The sequence below is a fragment of the Kitasatospora sp. NPDC088742 genome (assembly GCF_055584905.1).
Genome location: NZ_JBVJLD010000012.1, coordinates 1 through 20,144, shown reverse-complemented (window position 1 = coordinate 20,144; position 20,144 = coordinate 1). Strand labels below are relative to the sequence as shown.

General features: G+C 71.9%; 17 protein-coding genes. 11 read left to right on the top strand and 6 right to left on the bottom strand.

What is annotated here, in order from left to right:
- The first annotated feature begins 237 nt into the window (after positions 1-237).
- Together ACZ6ZR_RS12505 and ACZ6ZR_RS12500 are read left to right on the top strand one after the other, a co-directional pair.
- A complete protein-coding gene (locus tag ACZ6ZR_RS12505) occupies positions 238-4,728 on the top strand; it encodes a polymorphic toxin-type HINT domain-containing protein (protein ID WP_465642053.1) in 4,491 nt (1,496 codons plus the stop codon).
- A complete protein-coding gene (locus ACZ6ZR_RS12500; protein ID WP_465642155.1) occupies positions 4,728-5,030 on the top strand; it encodes a contact-dependent growth inhibition system immunity protein in 303 nt (100 codons plus the stop codon). The genes ACZ6ZR_RS12505 and ACZ6ZR_RS12500 overlap by 1 nt, the downstream gene beginning before the upstream one ends.
- A 402-nt stretch (positions 5,031-5,432) precedes the next feature.
- Here ACZ6ZR_RS12500 and ACZ6ZR_RS12495 read toward each other — a convergent pair whose 3' ends face one another.
- Together ACZ6ZR_RS12495 and ACZ6ZR_RS12490 are read right to left on the bottom strand one after the other, a co-directional pair.
- On the bottom strand, positions 5,433-6,428 hold the full coding sequence (locus tag ACZ6ZR_RS12495) for a tyrosine-type recombinase/integrase (protein WP_465642052.1): 996 nt from the start codon (positions 6,426-6,428) through the stop codon (positions 5,433-5,435).
- Positions 6,429-6,473: 45 nt separating this feature from the next.
- Complete coding sequence (locus tag ACZ6ZR_RS12490) at positions 6,474-6,701, bottom strand: hypothetical protein (RefSeq protein ID WP_465642051.1); 228 nt, start codon at positions 6,699-6,701, stop codon at positions 6,474-6,476.
- Between the two features lie 806 nt (positions 6,702-7,507).
- Between ACZ6ZR_RS12490 and ACZ6ZR_RS12485 the strand changes: the two genes are divergently transcribed.
- From ACZ6ZR_RS12485 to ACZ6ZR_RS12460, 6 genes are all read left to right on the top strand, one after another.
- Positions 7,508-9,109 (top strand): prenyltransferase/squalene oxidase repeat-containing protein, encoded by a 1,602-nt coding sequence (locus tag ACZ6ZR_RS12485; RefSeq protein ID WP_465642050.1) that lies wholly within the window; start codon positions 7,508-7,510, stop codon positions 9,107-9,109.
- On the top strand, positions 9,106-10,347 hold the full coding sequence (locus ACZ6ZR_RS12480; protein ID WP_465642049.1) for a cytochrome P450: 1,242 nt from the start codon (positions 9,106-9,108) through the stop codon (positions 10,345-10,347). The genes ACZ6ZR_RS12485 and ACZ6ZR_RS12480 overlap by 4 nt, the downstream gene beginning before the upstream one ends.
- Positions 10,344-10,949, top strand: a complete 606-nt coding sequence (locus tag ACZ6ZR_RS12475) for an HAD family hydrolase (protein ID WP_465642048.1) — start codon at positions 10,344-10,346, stop codon at positions 10,947-10,949. The genes ACZ6ZR_RS12480 and ACZ6ZR_RS12475 overlap by 4 nt, the downstream gene beginning before the upstream one ends.
- Before the next feature lie 106 nt (positions 10,950-11,055).
- On the top strand, positions 11,056-11,292 hold the full coding sequence (locus tag ACZ6ZR_RS12470; RefSeq protein ID WP_465642047.1) for a hypothetical protein: 237 nt from the start codon (positions 11,056-11,058) through the stop codon (positions 11,290-11,292).
- Positions 11,293-11,532: 240 nt separating this feature from the next.
- A complete protein-coding gene (locus tag ACZ6ZR_RS12465; protein WP_465642046.1) occupies positions 11,533-11,736 on the top strand; it encodes a cold-shock protein in 204 nt (67 codons plus the stop codon).
- Positions 11,737-12,007: 271 nt separating this feature from the next.
- Positions 12,008-13,189 carry an RCC1 domain-containing protein gene (locus ACZ6ZR_RS12460; protein ID WP_465642045.1) on the top strand — a complete coding sequence of 394 codons (1,182 nt, stop codon included), beginning with the start codon at positions 12,008-12,010 and terminating at the stop codon, positions 13,187-13,189.
- A 310-nt stretch (positions 13,190-13,499) separates the two neighbouring features.
- Here ACZ6ZR_RS12460 and ACZ6ZR_RS12455 read toward each other — a convergent pair whose 3' ends face one another.
- The 4 genes from ACZ6ZR_RS12455 to ACZ6ZR_RS12440 form a co-directional block, all read right to left on the bottom strand.
- The gene (locus ACZ6ZR_RS12455) at positions 13,500-13,703 is read right to left on the bottom strand and encodes an antitoxin (protein WP_465642044.1); all 204 of its coding nucleotides are present in this window, start codon (positions 13,701-13,703) and stop codon (positions 13,500-13,502) included.
- A gap of 266 nt (positions 13,704-13,969) precedes the next feature.
- Positions 13,970-15,289, bottom strand: a complete 1,320-nt coding sequence (locus ACZ6ZR_RS12450) for a hypothetical protein (protein WP_465642043.1) — start codon at positions 15,287-15,289, stop codon at positions 13,970-13,972.
- A gap of 247 nt (positions 15,290-15,536) precedes the next feature.
- A complete protein-coding gene (locus ACZ6ZR_RS12445; RefSeq protein ID WP_465642042.1) occupies positions 15,537-16,307 on the bottom strand; it encodes a hypothetical protein in 771 nt (256 codons plus the stop codon).
- A gap of 290 nt (positions 16,308-16,597) precedes the next feature.
- Positions 16,598-17,260: a GntR family transcriptional regulator gene (locus tag ACZ6ZR_RS12440; protein ID WP_465642041.1), complete on the bottom strand. Its 663-nt coding sequence runs from the start codon at positions 17,258-17,260 to the stop codon at positions 16,598-16,600.
- A gap of 109 nt (positions 17,261-17,369) precedes the next feature.
- On the opposite strand from ACZ6ZR_RS12440, the gene ACZ6ZR_RS12435 reads away from it, so the two are divergent.
- From ACZ6ZR_RS12435 to ACZ6ZR_RS12425, 3 genes are all read left to right on the top strand, one after another.
- Complete coding sequence (locus ACZ6ZR_RS12435) at positions 17,370-18,356, top strand: FUSC family protein (RefSeq protein WP_465642040.1); 987 nt, start codon at positions 17,370-17,372, stop codon at positions 18,354-18,356.
- A gap of 182 nt (positions 18,357-18,538) precedes the next feature.
- A complete protein-coding gene (locus ACZ6ZR_RS12430; protein WP_465642039.1) occupies positions 18,539-19,645 on the top strand; it encodes a ribose-phosphate pyrophosphokinase-like domain-containing protein in 1,107 nt (368 codons plus the stop codon).
- 54 nt (positions 19,646-19,699) lie between these two features.
- Positions 19,700-20,144 (top strand): thiamine pyrophosphate-binding protein (locus ACZ6ZR_RS12425; RefSeq protein ID WP_465642038.1); only part of this gene is annotated, 445 nt, incomplete at its 3' end.

Genomic DNA, 20,144 nt, shown 5'->3' with positions numbered 1-20,144 from the left:
CGTGCCCGGTCCGACACGCAGTGCGGCGGTGCCCAGACACCGGCCTTGGTACCGCCGCACGGCACGGCCCCGTCCCAGCGGGTCCGCACGTGATTGTCGCAAGCGCGTGACTGCGCGCGCCCCATCACCTCATGCCGCCGACACCATATCGGCGCCCGACTTAAAAAGGACATCAGATCCCCTATGCGGATCAGTCGAACAACACGCACGACACGGTGGCGGGCAGCCATCGGCGTCGTGACCGGCAGCCTGCTCACCGGGCTGCTGGCGATACCCGCGGTGGCCGCCGAAGCGCCACCGGCCACCGGCCCGGTCGAGAACCGGGTCAAGGCGGTCGCCGCCTGGAAGGACGGCGGCCCGGCCCTGCGCCGCGCGGCGGAGACCGCGCTCACCGGCTCCGACACCGACGTGAGCGACTTCGTGACGTCGGGCCAGGCAGCGGCCGCCGAACAGGACCTGCGCGCACAGCTGGAAGAGCTGATCGTCACCTCGGGGCCGACGGTCCGTGAGCACGCGAGGGCCGCTCTGGCCGGCTCCGCAGGCGACGTGAAGAACTTCGTCGACAACACCCTCAAGTGGGCCTATGAGGGTGACCGGCGCCTGCTGCTGACCCAGATCATGTCGGCGGGCGGCCCCACGGTGAAGGAAGCCGCGGGCAAGGCGATGCTCGGCTCCCTTGCCGACGTCGACAAGTTCCTCGACGAGGGCCAGCACACGGCCCGAGAGGGAGATGACCGGCTCAAGCTCACCCAGCTGATGTCAGCCGGCGGACCGGAGGTGAAGAAGGCCGCCGGCACCGCGATGCTCGGCTCGGCCGAGGACGTCCGGGCCTTCCTGCGCTACGGCTACCAGACCGCTGCCGCCCACGACCAGGAGATCCTGGACATTGCACGGCTCGCGGACCTGACCCGCAACGCGGCAGACCAGGCCGGCGAGCAGGCAAAGGCCGCCCAGGACGCCGCCGCGCAGGCACTGGACGCCACCAACCTCGCCAAGCAGGCCGCCGAGAGGGCCGCCGACGAAACGCGGGCGGCCGAGGCCGACACGGCGACGGCGACCAACGCCGCAGGGCGCGCGGCGGACGCGGCCGAGCGCTCTGCCACCGCCGCGCAGACCGCCTCGGCGGCGGGCAAGGCCGCGAACGAGGCCGCCCGGCAGGCCGCGACCGCCGCCGCCAACGCGGCAGCAGCTGCTGCCAAGGCCGGCAAGGCCGCCAGCCAGGCGCTCAGCGCGGCGAGCCGGGCGGCGACCGACGAGCGACAGGGCGCCGAGGCCGCCCGTCTGGCGGTGGCGGCGAAGACGGCCGCCGCGCAGGCCCTCACCGCCGCGGATGCCAGCGACCGGGCCAAGGAGGCCGGCGACCGGGCCAAGGAGGCGGCGACCGCCGCAAAGTCCGCGAGCGCCAACGCCGCTGCCGCCGCCCAGGCCTCGGCCGTCGCGGCCTCGCAGACGAAGGTGTCCAACGCTGCCGCCGATCGGGCTCGCCAAGCCGCTGCCAAGGCCCAGGCCGCGGCGGCGGAAGCAGACCGCGCGGCGACCGCGACCGGCAGGATCGCCGACGAAGCCGCGGCGGCGGCCCGCGATGCCCGCCAGGCCGCACTGTCGGCCGCCGCCCACGCCGAAGCGGCCGCGGCCGCAGCCGCCGACGCCGCCGCGCACGCCGGGCACGCCGCCAATGCGGCGCAGCTCGCGCAGGCCGCGGCCGAGGGCGCCGACCGCGCCGCCGCCACGGCGGCGGACGCAGCCTCCCAGGCCCACCACGTGGCAGACATCGCCCGGGCCTCCGACCAGGAGCGCCTGGACGCGCAGCGGGCCGCCGAGGTGACGGCCGCGCAGCAGGCCTGGCGCGAGGAAGAACTGAAGAAGCGCCAGAGCGCCTGGGAGGCGGGGCACAAGAGCGAGCTGGCCACCGACACCGAGCGCCTCCTGACCGAGGCCACCGCAGCCGGGGTGGACCAGACGGTCGCGGTGGCCAAGGGCCGCCAGGCCGCCGTCCGGCTGCTGGACGCCGGCGGCCCCTGGGCCCAGGCCGCGGCCGAGGAGGCCCTGGAGGGCAGCGACGGCGCCGTGCTGGCGTTCCTGAGCGGCGACCTCGCCCTCGCCAGGGCACACGACGACCGGGTCAGCGCGATGGCCATCTCGGAGAGCAGCTCCAAGCTGGAGCAGCGCCTCGCCGCCCAGACCGCGTCCGCCGGAAGCGCGGAGCAGGTCCGGGAGTTCCTGGCCACCGGCGCCTACCCCGGGCAGGAGGGCGACGACCGGCTCCTGCTGACGCAGATCATGTCGGCCGGTGGCCCGACCGTGAAGGACACCGCGGGCAAGGCCATGCTCGGCAGCCACACCGACGTGCGCGCCTTCCTGGCGACGGGTCAGTACGCGGCGCGCGAAGCCGATCAGCGGCTCCTGGTCACCCAGGCCATGTCCTCCGGCGGTCCGGAGGTGAAGGCCGCCACCCAGGCGGCGATGGCCGGACCATCGGCCGCCCTGGAGGCGTTCCTGGCGATCGGGCTGCCGATGGCCCGCGAGCGCGACGCTGTCACCGCCGCCCACGTCGCCACCGTCGACTCCTACCTAGCCGGCATCGACGCGGACGTCGCCCGGGCCCGCCAGTCCGCCGCCCAGGCGGCCGAGTCCTACGCCACCGCCCGCAACCTGGCAGACGAAGCGGCAGCCGCCGCCGGCCGCGCCCAAGCATCCGCCGACGAAGCAAACGGCTGGGCCGCCAAGGCTGCGGCCGCCGCCGACCAGGCCCAGGCATCCGCCGGCCTGGCCGCAGAGCAGGCCAAGCAGGCACGCACGGCGGCCACCAATGCGAAGAGAGCGGCCAACACCGCCACCACCTTCGCCGTCCAGGCCACCGGCTCCGCCCGGCAGGCCAGCCGGTACGCCGCTACCGCCAAGGACGCCGCCTACCGGGCCGCCGCTGCGGCGGTAGCAGCCGGAAAGAGCCGCGACGAAGCCGCACAAGCCGCCCGGGACGCCAAGACGATCGTGGCCGCGAAGGAGCAGGCCGAAGCCGCCGCGCGGGCCGCAGTCGTTACCGGCACTGCCCCTGCTGCCAGCGGAACCGCAGGCGAGCGCTACTACTACGTCGAGGTCGTCGAACGGCCCGGCCTGGCCCGGGAGACGGGCGACAACGACCTCGGCCGGTGCTCCAAGGGCTGGGACCACGGCATCGGAAGCGGCGGCAACTGGCACAGGAACGAGGCGGGCCGCCAGGTCTGCGAAGTCTCCGTCACCGCCAAGTACACCGGCACCATCGACTACGTCATGTGGACCTGCCCGGAGGCAGGCCTGACGGCCGAGCAGTGCAAGGGCAAATACACCGTCTGGGACAAGGTCGTGCTCAGCAGCACGGTCCTCGACCACAAGGAGATCAAGTCCAAGGTCGAACTCACTGAGGCTGAGTATTCGAGCACCGGCTACTCTCCCACCTGCATATTCTTCGTCTGCTTTCCAGGACGCGTCGGCGTTGCCTTGGCCGACATCCTATTGGGCGACACGATCGAATGCATGGACCACCCAAAGCTCAGCGAGGCATGCGCGTTCGCGGTGGCCAATTTCCTCCCCGCATCCGTTCTCACCAAGAGCGCGGAGGCAATAGTAGCCTTTCGTGCAGCCACTCTCACCGGACTTGGGGTCGCCGAGGCGGCCATTGCACTTGAAACGGCGCTAGGAGCGACAAACAAGGCGCTTGTCGCAGGCCTTAAAGGCACTGGAGACCTCATCGCCAAGTTCCGCCTGACCCTCAAGGACGGCGTCGGAACCGACGAGGTCCTGGAGGCATTGCGTAAGGACCCTGCCACCCCGCCGGGGATGGCGGATCAGTTGGAAAAGGAGAAGTGGCGGTCTGCCGCAAGTCGCGCAGGCTGCCCAACCGCGGCCAACAGCTTTCCGGCGGGCACAAGGGTGCTCATGGGAGACGGAAGCACCCGCCCCATAGAGTCCATACGCACCGGCGACAGGGTTTTCGCGGCAGATCCACTCACTGGCACAAAGGGCCCCCGAGCCGTGACCGCCACCATTTATACCCCAGACGACTACAATTTCACCGAAATCAGGCTTCAGAGCACGGGCGGCACAGGGTCCGTCACCGTCACCGACGGACATCCCATCTGGGCTGAGAACAAGAAGCTGTGGCTGAACGCAGCTGATCTCACCATAGGCGACTTCCTCCTCACTGAGACAGGGAGTACGGCGAGGATCATTGGGGCCGAGCACAGACGATCTCTCCAACCCGCTTACAATCTAACAATAGATGATCTCCATACATATCACGTGCTGGCTGGCGAGACGCCCATCCTGGTACACAATTCCGGCCCCGGCGGATTCCTTGCCTCCTTCGACTGCTGGTACCTCAAGATTCGCGATCACGAGCTCGGCGACGAGGGCCACACCCTCAGGAAGCACGCAGGTCAAACTGACGACCAACTCCGGGCGAGAACCGAAATCCCTGTCGCATCGACCTTCGCGGACTGGGAGTCCGCCGAACTTGCAACCGAGATGAACATACGCAAGAATCGCGAACAGGTAGAAGCGTTCTTGGCGGGTGGAAAATTTAAGACCAAGCTGGTTTCCCAAACTGGCCCGGTTTACGGATCGCGAGCCTATCAGCATTCCACTAGGCAGTTCGTTCAGACTGAATATGTTGTAACCTGGCTCCGAAAGGATCCAACGATGCCAGACGGATTCCGCGTCGAAACTTCCTATCCTGCACTCGTGCCGTGATGTCAGAGTTTCCGGAAATCACCTACTTTGCTCAGGCTTATTTTCACCAAGACCTCGAGCGAGATGAAGGATGGCCCTACTCAGCAATTGATGAATACCTGATGCGCGAGACAGAGGATACGCTGGCCGGATTTATCGCGGACGTCGAGCTACTGGAGGCCGACAATGCCAATGAGGACGAGATGGGGGCCCTTTGGCAGCAGAACGGAACGGTGATGTTCGACCCTCCCTCGGTCGGCCTGACCTACAAGCAATGGCTGGAAATCGTGTCGAGGCGAATCTCAGACAATCTTGGCAGGTGAGCTGAGGTACTAACCTCGATCTTTCGTGACGGTCCGTCGGTTCATCCGACGGGCCGTTTCGGCTTTCCTGTCTGGTGGCGGATGCCTGCGGCCCGCCTGTCGCGTCGAGTGGGCGCAAAATGGGACAATGTAACAGCTGGGCCTCCGTCAGCTACCACACTGGAAGGCCAGCATGTCGAACGCTCAACTTTCACGCAGCAAGCAGGACTTGGACGCGGTCGATCCGCCTCGCAGATCGCCCTGGAGGTCAAGGGGTCGCAGGTTCAAATCCTGTCGTCCCGACCAGCGTTTACGCAGGTCGGAGGTCGTTCTCGCAGAAATGCGAGGGCGGCCTTTTCTCGTTGGTGGTCGTCTGGTGGTCGTACTCAGGCGCCGGCCGCGTCGGGTGGATCTGATGGGTGTTCATGCCGCTCGCCGGTATCCGGTCTGATGCTGCGTCGGTTTCGGGCCCTCCGCTCTCTTGGCCGGCTTGCGGGCACGGCGGTGTTCTTCTCGGGCGAGGGCGTGGGCGATGGCGTCGACGGCTTGGTGGGCGGCCCTGCGGGTGAGGTGGGCGTAGACGTTCGCGGTGGTGGACAGGGTGGAGTGCCGGGCGGTCTTGGAGACGATGGTCATCTCAACGCCCTCGTCGAGAGCGGTGGTGACGGCGAAGTGGCGCAGGTCGTGGACCGTGCAGTCCGGAAGCCCTGCGGCGCGGGCGAGTTGGTGGAAGTGCTTGATGGCGAACTCGGGGTGCAGCGGAGTTCCGTCGGCGTGGTGGAAGACGAAGTCGTCAGGGGCGGCGCGGTCGGTTTCCTTGCGCAGCCGGAGCAGGAGACGGCGGGCCCTGGGTGAGAGGGCGACCCACTGGCGGCTGGCCGCCGTCTTCGGAGTGGTCATGCAGAGCTGGTCGTTGTCGATCGCGGACAGGGTCCAGCAGACGTAGATGAGCCCGGGCCTGAGGAGGACGTCGTTCCAGTGGAGGGCGAGGGCTTCGCCCTTGCGCAGGCCGGTGCAGACGATCAGCTCGATCAGGTCCGCGAACTCCGGGTCGACGGCCCGGCAGAAGCGCAGGAAGGTGACGACCTGGGCCACCGTCCAGATGACGCGCTCCTCGGAGCGGGGCCGGGGGATGATCGTGGGCCGGGCGACATTCGCCGGCAGGCGGTGGGCGCGCTTGGCCTCTCCGAGGGCGGAGGAGAGGGTGGCGAGGATGTGCCAGACGGTGGACCGGCCTCTCCCTGCGGCGAGTTGGGCGCGGACGTAGGCGAGGAGGTGTTCGTGGGCGAGGTCGTCCAGGCGTAGGTCTCCGAGGGCGGGGATGAGGTCCTTGGTGACGTAGTCGCGGTTGCGGACCCAGGTGGTGGGCTTGAGGGTGAGCTTCTTCGCGGCGAGCCAGGTGGTGAGGTAGTCGGCCACCGTCTGGTTCGGGTCCGCGCTGACGCCGAGGCGGCGGCCGGCCTGCTAGCGGCGCAGGGCGTCGCGGGCGTCGCCTTCGGTGGGGAAGCCGCCGCGGCGCGCGGTGCGGTTGTGACCGCCGTGGGTGGCGGGCGAGAGGTCGAGGGCGAACGTCCAGGTGCCGTGGGAGGGCTCGGTGTTCAGGCGGGGGCAGTGCGAGCCGAGCTGGTGGCGCTGCTGGTCGCGGCAGCCACAGCGGCGGTAGACACGTCCCACACTCAGGTGGGCACGCATGACGATCACCTTCAGGCAACGGGCGCGGTGAACGGCAACCTGCATCCTGCACCGCCGGCTGCGGTGATCCAAGAGACGACGACCACAACCCGACCACCACTCCCCCAAAACCCGCCCTGGCCTGGGGTGATCCCTTGACCTTCGCTCAAGTGCGGGCCCCCTGGCAGCATCTGCGCTGCGCAGGGAGCCGGTCGGGTCACCGGAGCCCCACGCCGACGGCTACCGAGAGTGACGCATCGCCGAGGTTGGCGAAATCCGCCGTGGTTACGGTGTGTGAGCACGTGGCGGAGCGTCCGCGGGTGCCGGCGCCTAGTGTCCTGAGTCCTTGGTCCGTCGTTGATCGGCGCACGGGACGTCCGGGGCCGAAGCTGGCCGAGCTGGTGTTGTCGGTTCACGAGCGTCAGGTGCTCGGTGCGTGGGTGCGCGGACAGTCGACGCCGCAAGCTCTGGCGACAACCCGACCACCTATCGCGTCGCCGCTGCCCTGAACTGCGACGATCCGCTTGTGAAAAAGGGAGACCGGCGGTGCGGTCATCCCGCGGGGCTCCTCACGGCACGGGCCGCCCGCGGGGACGGTCTGTGGTCGCGGTGGGGCATGTACTGGCAGCGGGTGGTCGCGATTCATTCAGCCGGTCATACCGTTTGATCTCCTGGGGGCCACCTCCGAAGATCCACGGGCTCCCGGCACCGGTGTGGGTTTCGCTCGGTCTCATTGGCACGGTCCTGACAGCCGCTGGTCTGCGGCTGTCGGAGAGCGGCGGTTCGGCATGGGCTGAGCCGTGCGGGCCGGGGATGACGAGGAGCTGATGGTGACCACAGGCGAGATCGAGATGACCTGCCCGGGTGCGCCCCGCCGCGAGCTGGAGCCGATAGCCGACGGGCTCGCGGCCGTCCGGGAGCGGGTGCGGGAGGGTCTGAGCGCGGCCGTCGGTCCGGACGGCGCGGTGCGCAGGCCGTGTACCAGCCGGGCGTTGGAGTCGGCGCTGCTGCTCGTCCTGCTGCGCCGCCACGGGGGTCATGGCCGGGAGGAGCACGAGCTCGCGAGGTACCTGGCGACCCCGCAGGCGCAGACCGACGGTTTCGACACGGCGCTGGCCGAGGCGGTCCTGAACGGCCGCCGGCTCGGCAGGGATGTGGTCGGCGGTGAGTTGCTGGCCGGGTTCGACCACTTCTCGCTGGCGCGCAAGCGGCACCTGTTCGACGTGTACCTGGCCGTGGCGGGCGCGGTGCCGTTCGAGGCGTCGATGCTGCGCCCGCCCCACGCGGCGGATCCCGGTGCGGACAACACGGTCACCTGGATCGAGATGATCCTGCTGAGCGTGCGGGTCCTGGTCGCGCACGGCCTCGGCGTGGCCGAGCAGGTCGGCGACGGGGAGCGCGAGCGGCTGCTGGAGCTGCTGGGCTCCAGCCGGGCGCCGGTGTGGGAGAACTACACCGCTGCCCATCTGCTGGCGCTGCTGGCCGTCCAGGAGTTCGCCCCCGCCCACCCGTTGGTCGATGCCGGTGTGGCCGCGGTGCTGGCCTGCCGCAACCCGGACGGCGGGGTGCCGAGCATGTCGAACCTGGACGTGTTCAGCACCGGCCCGGCGGGGCTCGCGCTGGTCCGGGCGGGCGCGGACCACGCGCTGCTGCACCGCATGTGCGACTACCTGATCGACCAGCAGATGCCGGACGGCGGCTGGGCGTTCGGCGAGGACATGCGGCACACCGACGTGGACGCCAGTTCCTACGCCGCCGCGTGCCTGGCCGCCGTCGACCCCGTCCGCCACCGCGAGGCCCTGCTGCGGGCCGGCAGGTACTTCCGGGGAATCGCCGGCCAGGACGGCGGCTTCCCCACCTACATGAAGGGCGACCCGTCCGAGGTCGGCATGACCGGCGGCGCGGTCAGCGCGCTGGCGTGGAACGGCAACGACCACGGCGACCTGCTGGACGCGGCGGCCCGCTGGCTGCTGGATGCCCAGCACAACGACGGTACCTTCGAGCGCAGTTGGAGCCTGAGCGAGGCGAACACCATCTGGCGGGCGATCTGGGCGCTGCACTCGATGCCGGAGGAGACCCGTACCGCGCTCAAGGCCCGCATCGCCGACGCGGACGCCGCCGCCCACGGGTTCCTGGCCGGGGCGCAGAACGAGGACGGCGGCTGGGGCTACCGGCCGGGCGACGCCAGCGACACCGCCAGCACCTGCTACTCGCTGATGGCCCTGGCCGCCATGGGCCGGCGTCCGCAGGACGACGACGTGGTGCGGGCGGGCCTGGTGCACCTGCTGTCCCGTCAGGAGCCGGATGGCTCGTTCGTCGCGCTGCCCGACCAGGTCGCGCCCCGCCCCCTGCTGTTCGACGCACCGATCTTCACCGACATCTGGGTCCTGCTGGCCCTGACCGGCTTCGACCGTGACGAGATCCGGTGAGCGCGCCTCAGGCGCAGGCGAGCACCGACCGCACGCCGCGGCCGCTGCCCGTCGAGCGGCCCTCCCTGCTGGAGCCGCCCGTCGAGTTCCAACTCCTGCGCACCGACCAGCCCGTCGCCCCGCTCGCCTTCCCGGACGGCCCGCCCGGCTGGCTGGTCACCCGGTACGAGGACGTCCGAGCTGCCCTCGCCGACCCCCGGCTCAGCTCGCGCCGCCCCCACCTCAACTCGCACGTGCGGGCCAGCCTCATCACCACCGAGGAGATGGCCACGCTGCGCCCGAGCGACCTGCTCACCAGCGACCCACCCGAACACACCCGGCTGCGCCGCCTGGTCGCCGGCCAGTTCACCGCCCGGCGGATCAACCACCTCACCGCGCGGATCCAGGCGATCGTCGACCAGCACCTGGACGCGCTGGCCGGCGCGCCCCGCCCGGCCGACCTGATGACGGCCGTCGCACTGCCCGTCCCGTCCCTGGTGATCAGCGAACTCCTCGGCGTCCCCTTCACCGACCGCGACCGCTACCAGCGGCTCACCGCCGAACTGCTCTCGCTCGACCGCACCCGGGACCAACTCCTGGCCAGCAAGGCCGAGATGAAGTCCTACCTGCTGCACCTGATCGGCCTCCGCCGGGCCGAGCCGGCCGACGACCTGCTCTCCGGCCTCCTCCAGGCGCAGACGGCGGACCCCACGCTGACCGACGACGAGATCGCCGCCCTGGCGCAGCTCATCCTGATCGCCGGCCACGAGACCACCGCCAACGTCATCGGCCTCGCCCACCTCCTCCTGCTGCGCCGGCCCCGCCTGTGGGACACCGTGCGCCAACGGCCCGAACTCGTCGACGGCGTCATCGAGGAGACCCTGCGCTACGCCACCGTCCTGCAGTTCGGCCTGCTGCGGGTGGCCCGCGAACCCCTCACCGTCGCCGGGCAGCCGATCGCGGCCGGGGAGCGGGTCGTCCTCCACCTGCCCGCCGCCAACCGCGACCCCGGCCGGTTCACCGACCCCGACCACTTCGACCCGGGGCGCCCCGACGCCGCCAAGCACCTCAGCTTCGGCCACGGCCCCCACCACTGCATCGGCGACCAACTCGCCCGCATTGAACTGCGCACCGTCCTCACCACGACGCTGCGCCGCTTCCCCGATCTGCGCCTGGCCGCCGACCCGGACGAGATCCCCACCCACCAGCACCGGGTGGTCCACGGCCCGGCCCGCCTCCCCGTGGACTTCACCCCATGACCGACCGTCAGCACAGCGCCCCCGCCGAGGGCCGGGTCCGCTACGCCGCCTACGCCTTCGACTTCGACGGGACCCTCGCCGACACCACCGACGTCAACCACGGCTCCGTACAGGCGTCCCTCGCCGCCCACGGAATCACCGTCACCCTCGACTGGGTGGCCGCCGAACCCGTCTTCACCGCCCGGCAGTTACGCCGGCGCCTCGCCCTCCCGGCGGCCGCGCTGCCCGAGGACAGCTTCGCCCGGGCCGCACGTGCCTACTGGTTCGCGAACACCGACCGGATCCGACCGATCGCCACGGCCGCCACCGCCGCACGCGCCGCCGCCGAACACGCCGCCATCGCCGTCGTCTCCGCCAACTACAGCGACATCGTCCGCCACGGCCTGGCCGTCGTCGGACTCGACGACCTCCCCTGGACCATCGTCGCCCGCGACCACGTCACCCACCCCAAACCCGCCCCCGACGCCTACCTGCGCGCCGCCGAGCTGCTAGGCGCCGAACCGGGCCGGTGCCTGGCCCACGAGGACACCGACGAAGGCGTCACCGCTGCCACCGCCGCCGGCATGCACGTCATCGACGTCAGACACCGCCCCTGGCGGTGAGGCGCCACCGGCCCGCTACCACCCAGGGGTGACGCCGACGGGCACGGAGTCGGCCAACAGGCCGACTCCGGTGTGTCCTCCTCGCGCCCGGCTCGTTGCCACCGACATGAAGAAGATCATCAGCGTGGCCGTCATGGCCCTCGCCGCAACCGCCATGTCCGTTCCCGCGCACGCCGACAACGACTCCAACTTCGGCGGCGGCATCAACGCCGCGAACAACTGGAACTTCACCGCCGCCGCCGTCTGCCTGATGGAGGTGGCCGTCGTCCCCGTCCTGGGCGACTGGGTCGGCGACCACGTCAACAACTGCTCCAACGGCAACGTCGTCGACCACAGCAAGTAGGCCACGGCGGCCGCGGGACCGGCCCGACACCGGGAACGTACGGCGCCGGGCCCGCGGTGCGCTTCTCCGTTCGGGTGACGGGCGGCGATGCTCGCACCGGGTGGAGGGTGCGGTCGCCTAGCGTCCGTCTTGGCTGTCCGGGTCGGCCTCGAGGGGCCGTGGGCATGCCCTCGGTCGGCCGTCGGCCGACCGTTCGCGTCGCTCCCCACCCCGGGTGAGTGCGAGTCAGAAGGAGACGCTGTGGCGACTGGCACGGTGAAGTGGTTCAACGCCGAGAAGGGCTTCGGATTCATCGAGCAGGACGGCGGGGGCGACGACGTCTTCGCCCACTTCAGCAACATCGCCGCCCAGGGCTTCCGCGAGCTTCACGAGGGCCAGAAGGTGTCCTTCGACGTCGTCCAGGGCCAGCGGGGCCTCCAGGCCGAGAACATCATCCCCGCCTGACCGGGCCCCGGCCCTGGCGCCCCGCGCCGCATCGGTGCGGTGCGGGGCGGTGCACCGGGACCGGTGACGACACGTCAGGAACCGCGGACCGGCAAAGGCGCTGCTCCCCGGAGGGAGGAGGGCCGGACGGCCGAACAGCTACGTGTACGCCCGATTGGGCGGTCGCCGTCGTGCGCAGCCCCAGGGGCCGTGTCTGAATGGGCCCTGAACGGGGCCCGGGCGGGCCCGTGCCGTGGGCGCCCGCGCCCTCGTGGGAGAGGGTGGAGAGGCGATGGGACGGCTTCACGGTGGGCGGGTCGGGCTCGGTGTGCTGGCGGCTTCGGTGGTCGTGGCAACGGTCGGCGTGCTCGGGTTCCCGCAGACGGCCACCGCGATCGACCTGCGGGTCAAAGCGTGGGGGGCGAACGGCACCTGGCAGCTCGGACAGTCCGGCTCCGACCGCAGCACGCCCGGCACGGTGCCGGGCCTGACGGGGGTGGAGATCACCGCCCTGGAGGCGGGCGGCCTCGCCGCCGACGGGTTCGGGCTCGCGCTGACCAGCGAGGGCACCGTCGAGGCGTGGGGCGACAACACCTTCGGCCAGCTCGGCGACGGCACCACCACCCGCCAGGCCGTCGCGGGCGCCGTGGCCGGCACCAGCGGCGTCAGTGCGGTGGCGGCCGGTTGCTACCACGCCCTGGCCCTGCACACCGACGGCACCGTGACCGCCTGGGGCGACAACGCCTTCGGCCAACTCGGCGACGGCACCACCACCAACCGCTCCACCCCCGTCGTGATCGGGCAGCTTGCCGACGTGCGGGCCGTCGCGGCCGGCTGCCGCAGCTCCTACGCGCTCCTGGGGGACGGCACCGTCAAGTCCTGGGGCCGCAACCAGCTCGCCCAGCTCGGCAACGGCACCACCACCGACCGCTCCAGCCCGGCCACCGTCACGGGGCTGACCGACGTGCGGGCCATCACCGCGGGCGGCGCGCACTGCCTCGCGCTCCTGGGCGACGGCACACTCAGGGCCTGGGGCTACAACCTCGCCGGGCAGCTCGGCGACGGCAGCACCGACAACCGCACCAGCCCCGTGGCCGGGCCCGCGCTCACCGGCGTCACCGCCCTGGCTGCAGGCAACAGCCACAGCCTGGCCCTCCTTGCTGACGGCACCGTCCGCGCCTGGGGCGGCAACGGCGCCGGCCAGCTCGGCGACGGCACCACCGAGGACCGCGCCGCCCCCGTCACCGTCACCGTCCAGGGCCTGGCCCGGGTCCGCGCGCTCGCCGCGGGCAACCGCCACTCGACGGCCCTGACCGAGAACGGCGCCGTCCTGGCCTGGGGCGACAACGGCGCCGGCCAGCTCGGCGACGGCACCACCCAGAGCCGCACGACCCCCGTCACCGCACTGCCCCCCGGCTCCGGGGCCACCCTCCTCGCCACCTCCCGCAACGCCCGCTTCAACCTCACCCGCTGAACCGCGCGGCCGGGCGAGGTCGAGCCTGCTCCAGCGGGCGGGCACGGGCCTCGCCGCCTCCGGGCGGGCGACGCGGGCAGTGGCTAGCACGGCCCCTCCCTGGATCTCGGATTCGCGTGCGATTCGCCCGAAACGGCGGCGTCGCGCCGTGCCCGATGGCCGCAGGCGTCGCCGCGATCGGATCCAGCTGATCCTGCGCCCCCTGAACACCCGGCCGGCGAACCTTCCGGACCGGGTGCGCGGTGCCGCGGCACCGCGCACCCGGTCCGGAAGGTGGCCGGCAGGCGGTCGCGCTGCGGCGGCGCCGGGCCTACGCCTGCGGCGGGGTGTCCTCGCCGGCTTCCGGCGCCTTCTCGGACAGCTGGTCCTTGAGCTTCTGCTGAGCGGCGTCGACCTGCTCGCCGTACTTGCCCTGGGTCTTCTCGTCGACGAAGTCCCCGGCCTTGTCGATGCCCTGGCCGGCCTTGTCCTCGTGCCCCTTGAGCAGGTCCTTCATGTTGTCCAGAATCCCCACGGGGAGCCCCTTCCGCCGATCCGCGGCCCGCAGGATCCCGCAGGCCGTCGGAGGTGCCGGCCGCCCGGACGGGCGGCGCGTCCGCCCCAGCCAACACCCCGGCCGGTGGAGTCCACCCGCATTCACCGGATCGTGGGCGGGGCCCGGCGCACCCGTTCGACTCCTCCCGGAGCGCCGCTCCCCCGCAGCACAACTGACGTACTGCTACTGGGAGGAGACCGATCGTCAGGTGGGGCGAGCGCTCGGCCCACCAGCCTGACGGCAGGTCACAGCAGGAAGACGGCGACCGTGGTGCCGAGCAGCAACGTGGTGACGAGGGGCCAGTAGAGCAGCCGGGCGGCCATGTTGCCGTTCCAGTCGAGGAGGGCGAAGCGGCGGGTGGAGGTGTACTCGACGACGTTGAGAGCGACCAGGGCGATCATCAGGTAGAGGATGAAGTAGAAGTACTCGGCGTACACGACACCGGTGGAGCCGGTCGTGGAGCGCAGCGAGCTGTGTTGGACGGCGACGACGAGCATCATGGCGCCGCAGAAGCCGATCACGGTCCAGGTGGAGAAGCCGGCCAGGGAGCGGCGGTCGTTGTCGGTGGTGACGACGAAGAGTGAGGTGAACACCAGCAGGGTGATGACGATCAGTGGGACGAGTCGGTCGAGCAGGGGGCTGAGGTACTCGCGGGTGACGCCGGTGGAGAAGTGCAGGGTGGGGATGGTGGTGTCGGTGGTGGCGTCGGTGCGGCCGAGGGTGGAGCGGGTGGTGGATTCGCCCATGGAGAAGGCGCTGAAGTGGGTGCGCCACTCACCGGTGACCATGCCGGCGTATAGGCCGAGGTTCTGCTCGGGCTCCCACGGCGGGTAGGCGGCGAAGTCCGGGACGAGGACGGTGCCGGGGGTCTTGGGCCACATCGTCGACCAGATGACCTGCCGGTCTAGGGGGTAGTTGCTGTAGTCGAACTGTTCGCGCAGGGTGGTGCGCAGCTTCCAGCCGACGGTCCGGGTGTTGTCGCTGTTGGCGTGGAGGTAGACCTGTTCGGTGGCTCCGCCGTCGATGGCGGCGGGGAGTTCGACGCCGGCGGTCTTGGGGTCGGCGTCGGCGGGGAGGCGTTGCCAGAGGTAGCCGGTGAGGCGGATGTTGTTGGCGTCGGTGAACTGGGCGGTCTGGATCGTCATCCCGGTGGGGATCTGCCGCATCCCGTCGTGGCCTTCGTCGCGCAGGTAGGAGGTGGCTGCTTCCTGGCTGGTGACCACGGTGCCGGGGACGCCGGTGAGGGTGTCGTCGGCGGCCACGACACCCCAGACGAAAACGGTGGCGAGCAGGCAGAGCAGGCTGACGCTCGCGCTGAACCAGCCCAGGGTGGACGGCTTGCCGGGGCGCGGGCGCAGCAACAGCCAGGCCACCAGGGCGAGTCCGACCACCGAGCAGACCAGCACGACGGCCAGGCGGCCGCCGTGCTGCATCACCTCGTTCACCGGCTCGTCGATCCCGAGCGCGGCGACCGCGGCGAGGGCGAAGAGGATCACGACGAGCACCGCCGCGACGATCCGCGACGGCCGCCGGCCGGCGCGGGCGGGGCTGGTGGGCGAGGACATGGTGGCTCCGGCGGCGAAGGGGGGTGTCCTCAGAGCATGGGCACACGCCACGTCGGGGACGGGCGGGGAATCGCCGGTTCGTTGACGATCCGTCGGGAAGTTCCGCCGGATGGCCCCGCAACTCGGATCCCCGCGCGGGCGGTGAGTCGGGCCGGCCCGGCTCACCATCGCCGTCGTGACGCCCTTCGACCCGGCGTCACGATGTGAGGCCGGGTCGAGGGAGCAGGGGGCGATCCCTGGTGGTGCGTCAGATCTCGGTGTCCCGTACGGCGTCCGCGTCCATGTCGGCGTCGATGCTGGAGTCCAGGTCGAGCGCGAAGACCAGGTCGGTGTCGACCCTGTCGCCCCGGACCAGGTCGACGTCCACCTCCAGGCTGGAGGTGGCCTCGGCGCCGGCGTTGTCGGGGTCGAGGTTGGTGCCGAGAGCGGAGTCGATCCGGTCGAGCAGCCCGGGGCTGAGCCGGACACCGTGCTGGCCGAGCTTGAGGGTGGCGAGCGTGGTGCCCTGGGGCTTGACGATCTCGGCGGTGCCGGGCTCGTTGACCGTGCCGATCCTGACGTTGGCCGTGGCACCGACCTGGGCCGTGATGGCACCGCTCCTGACGTCGACCGTCACCTTGGAGATCACGATCTTCTTGCCACCCTTGGCCAGCTGCACACCGCCCGCCAGGACGATCTTGCCGGCGACGCCCCGCTTGCCGTGCTCGTAGGTGAGCTTGCTGCCCTTGCCGACCTTGAGCTGGACCTCGTCCTGCTCCATCGCCGCGCCGTTGACCGCGGTCGTCGCGACGCCCTGGTCCTCCAGGCCGAGCGCGCGCTCCAGGTCGATGCTCAGACCGGGGCCGGTCAGCGGGCTCTCGCTCGGCGCGGCGGCCTGGGTGCGGGCCGTCGGGGCGGCGGCGGGCGCCGCGTTCGCGACGGTGGAGGCCGGCCCGGCCAGCGAGGCGAGCGCCAGGGCGGCGACGGTCAGCGCCGCCGCCCGCTCGTGGAGACGGCTGGGGCGGGGGTCCTGTGACATGGCGAAGCCCTTTGCATGCAGGCGATTGATGACGGTGCGTGAGTATGCCATCACCCTGAGTGCCGACTGCGCTCCCCGGCGGCTGTGGCGCCCGGTGCGTCCCGCCGCCCGCCGGCCACCGGCTCGTCCGGGATTCGATCGAGGGCCGGCTCCCGCGTGGGACCAAGGCCCCCATGCGACGGCCACCGCACAGCAAGCGGGACGGCGACCGAGGTCCGCTCCACCCCTCGCGAGCGGCGCTTCGGCGCGTACCGACTGCCACGACCCGCCAGAGGCGGGACGACCGGACCTCAGCGCGGCGGGTGAGGCAGGCGCAGGCCGTCGCCGCTGAGCCCGAGGCGGCGCAGGATCGCGACGATGTGACGCTCGATCAGGTCGCGGGCGGCGGGCGCGTCGCCGTGCTGCAGGACCTGGGCGATCTCGGCGTGCTCGGCGAGGTCCTCGGCCGCGTGGGCGGGTGTGTTGACGGAGGCTTCGGAGAGGCGCTGCTGCTGGTCCCAGAGCGAGGCGTACATGCCGCTGATCACCGAGTTGCCGGCGGCGGCCAGCAGGCGGGTGTGGAAGGCGCGGCCCACTTCGAGGGCCCGGGTCTCCTCCGGGTGCGGTGTCGTGGTCTCGGCGGCCAGGGCGTCGCCGAGCTCACGGACGGCGGTGTCGCCGCGGGCGGCGACGGTGTCGAGCGCGAAGGTCTCCAGGAGCAGCCGGGTCTCCATGATCTCCCGTCCGGCGCTCAGGCTGACCGGGACGACCAGGGCCCCGCGCTTGGGGTAGAGCCGCAGGAACCCCTCGGCCTGGAGGCGGAGGAACGCCTCGCGGACGGGCGTGCGCGAGATGCCCAGGTCGGCGGCGACGGTGCCTTCGGAGAGCAGGGTGCCACCTGGGTGGGTGCCGTCCAGCAACTGGGTCCTGACGTGCTGGTACGCGCGGTCGGCGGCCGGTGTTCCCCGTGTCATGGGGCCATTGTGTCCCGCCCGGGGGCATCTCGTCAGCAATGATAGATGCAAGCTTAGATGCATGATGTACGGTCGATGTACTGCAATCGACACAGATGAGGTGATTCCCGTGGAGAGTCGGCTGTTGTGGGGCCGCACCACGCGGGGGGCCTTCTCGCTGGTCTGCGCCCTGGCCGCCGCCCCACACACCGGTGGCAGCATCGGGATCCTGGTGGTGGGCGGGCTGTGGGGCATCATCGCCGACCACGACGGCCCGCACCGCGACCGCGCCCTGCGACTCGCGGCGGTGATGGCCGCCGGCGCCTGCGGGGTGGTGCTCGGCCGCCTGGTCCACCCGCTGGGCTGGGGGCAGGTCCTCGCCCTGAGCGCTGCGGGGCTGGCGGCCGGCCTGCTCGGCGGCTTCGGCCCGACCGGACGGCACGCGGGCCTGGCCCTCACCGTCATGACCGCCATCGGCATCGGCACCGCCGGCGCCGCGGCGCCCGGACGGTGCGCGCTGCTCTTCCTGACGGGGTGCGCACCCATGCTCGCCCTGACCGGGCTGGGCCGCCTGGTCCACCGGATCCGCTCGGGCCCACGGCCCGCCCTGCCGGGCCGCGGGCCGTGGTGGCGTCGGACCGGCTTCCGCCACCGGCTGGTGAGCAGCGCGCGGCAGGCGGGCGGGATCGGCCTGGCCGCCGCCCTGGCGGTCGCGCTGCACCCCGCGCACGCCTTCTGGCTGCCGCTCACCACGGCCCTGGTGCTGCGCGTGGACGACGCCTCGATCTGGCCGCGCGTGCGCGACCGCGCCCTCGGCACCCTGCTGGGGCTGGCCCTGTCCTGCGTCATCCTCGGCACGGCGCCCACCGAGGCGGCCCGGATCGTGGTGGCCGCCTTGGTCGGCGCGCTCACCCCGGTCCTGACCGACCGTTCCTACGCCCTGCACACCGCACTCGCCACCGTCATCGTCCTGGTGCTGGCCACCCCCGCGGCCGCCGCCGACGGCGCCCTGGTCCTCGCCCGGCTCTACGACACCGCGCTCGGCTGCCTGCTCGCCGTCGTCTTCGCCCACCTGCTGTGGCCGCGCACCGACCACCCGGCGGCGCACCCGCTGTGAGCAGCCGAGCCGACACCGAACAGGCGGTCCGCGGACGGAGCAGGCCCGGCCCCACCGCCTGACCGAACCCACACACCGACGCCCGGAGCCTCCGCGGACGGCGCCCACCGCAGCGCGGACGGCACGTCCCGCCGCGGCCTCCCCACCCCGCCGACGCAGCGCGGCGGCAGAGAGACGACACCATGACCAGCATCATCATCGCCACCTGCCAGGCCTTCGAGCAGGACTTCCCCGACCAGTCCGTGCACCTGCTGGCCGCCGTCCGCCGGGCCGGCGGCACACCGGAGCTTCACGCCGGCGTCGACTGGCGCTTCCCCGACGGCGAATTGGGCGTCAACGTGCCGGAGGACCCGGACGGCCGCGCTGTACTGGTGGTCCAGTCCCTCGCCGGTCCGAGCGCCCATCCCGACAAGGCCCTGATGGCCCTGCTCGCCACCGCCCGCACCTACCGGGAGCGCGGCGCCGGCCCGGTCGCGGCCTTCGTCCCCCACCTCTCCTACACCCAGCAGGACCACCGGACGCCGGGCCGACAGCACCTCTCGGCGCCGGCCCTGCTCGCCGACCTGATGGCCACGGCAGGCATCGGCCACCTCACGACGCTCGCCTGCGACCGACGCGACGAACTGGACTCGGCGTTCGCCCCGTCCTCCCTCACCCTCCTGCCGCTGCGCCCGGTGCAGTCGGAGCTCCTTCGCCGGAGCGCGATGCCCCCCGACCTGCTGGTGGCCGTCGATCGCACCTCCACCTCTCACGTGCGCTCCCTGGCGAAGCCGCTGGGCATCCCGACCGTGGCCGCCACCGGCACCCGGCTCGGTGGCAACCGGGTCACGGTGTCGCTGGATCCCGGCCGACCGACACTGCCCGAGGCGGGCCGCGCGGTGATCGTGGCCGACCTCGTCACCGACAGCGCGATCCTGCGGGCCATCGCCGAGGCGATCCGCGCCCGGGCGCCGAGGATCGGCCTGGACGTCATCACCCCGCACCTGCGGCCCAGCGGTGCCTGCCTGGAGCACCTGGCCACCCTCTGCGGGCCCGCGCACTCCGTCGCGCTCCACGTCACCGACGCGACCGGTCACCGCCCCGCCCTGCCTGGCCTCTCGGTGACGCCTGTCCTGCCGATGATCGCCTCGGCCGTCGTCCAGTCCGCCCTGGCCGCACTCGGCCGCCCACCGCTGCCCCCGCCACCCGCCGACCACGAGCCCGCCCGGACCGGGCCGACGCCGCACGACGCCGAGCACGACCACCGCGGTCCCGCTGCCCGGCCCGTCCGGATCCCCGGCCGGCCCTGACGGCCACCCACCGCACCCACCCGAACTCGCTCCCCGCGGAAGGCTCCACTCCCCATGTCCCTCGTCACCCTCGGTACCTACCTGCTGGCCCGGCTGAACGAACTCGGCGTGACCCACGTCTTCGGCGACCCCGGCGACCACACCCTTGGCTTCCTCGCCCAGGTCCACCAGCACCCCGACATGACATGGGTCGGCACCTGCAACGAACTGGACGCCGCGCACGCCGCCGACGGCTACGCCCGCATCCGCGGAGCCGCCGCCCTGGCCATCACCTTCGGCGCCGGCAACCTCACCGCCATCAACGGCATCGCCGCCAGCTACGCCGCACAGATCCCCGTCGTCGCCATCACCCAGATGCCCGGCGCCGACACGGCCGACCACCTCCCCGCCCCACCACACCCCCTCGCCGACGGCGACCAGCTCGTGAACCTGTTCTCCCGCGTGACCACGGACAGCGTCACCCTCACCCGCCACGAGCCGACCGCCGACCTCGACCGCC

Excerpts from the sequence above, each read along its gene's own strand:
- ACZ6ZR_RS12490 (WP_465642051.1), bottom strand. The coding sequence starts at position 6,701 with ATGCGTGCCCACCTGAGTGTGGGACGTGTCTACCGCCGCTGTGGCTGC.
- ACZ6ZR_RS12450 (WP_465642043.1), bottom strand. The coding sequence starts at position 15,289 with ATGTCCTCGCCCACCAGCCCCGCCCGCGCCGGCCGGCGGCCGTCGCGG.
- ACZ6ZR_RS12475 (WP_465642048.1), top strand. The coding sequence starts at position 10,344 with ATGACCGACCGTCAGCACAGCGCCCCCGCCGAGGGCCGGGTCCGCTAC.
- ACZ6ZR_RS12470 (WP_465642047.1), top strand. The coding sequence starts at position 11,056 with ATGAAGAAGATCATCAGCGTGGCCGTCATGGCCCTCGCCGCAACCGCC.
- ACZ6ZR_RS12430 (WP_465642039.1), top strand. The coding sequence starts at position 18,539 with ATGACCAGCATCATCATCGCCACCTGCCAGGCCTTCGAGCAGGACTTC.
- ACZ6ZR_RS12500 (WP_465642155.1), top strand. The coding sequence starts at position 4,728 with ATGTCAGAGTTTCCGGAAATCACCTACTTTGCTCAGGCTTATTTTCAC.
- ACZ6ZR_RS12440 (WP_465642041.1), bottom strand. The coding sequence starts at position 17,260 with ATGACACGGGGAACACCGGCCGCCGACCGCGCGTACCAGCACGTCAGG.
- ACZ6ZR_RS12485 (WP_465642050.1), top strand. The coding sequence starts at position 7,508 with ATGGTGACCACAGGCGAGATCGAGATGACCTGCCCGGGTGCGCCCCGC.
- ACZ6ZR_RS12445 (WP_465642042.1), bottom strand. The coding sequence starts at position 16,307 with ATGTCACAGGACCCCCGCCCCAGCCGTCTCCACGAGCGGGCGGCGGCG.
- ACZ6ZR_RS12460 (WP_465642045.1), top strand. The coding sequence starts at position 12,008 with ATGGGACGGCTTCACGGTGGGCGGGTCGGGCTCGGTGTGCTGGCGGCT.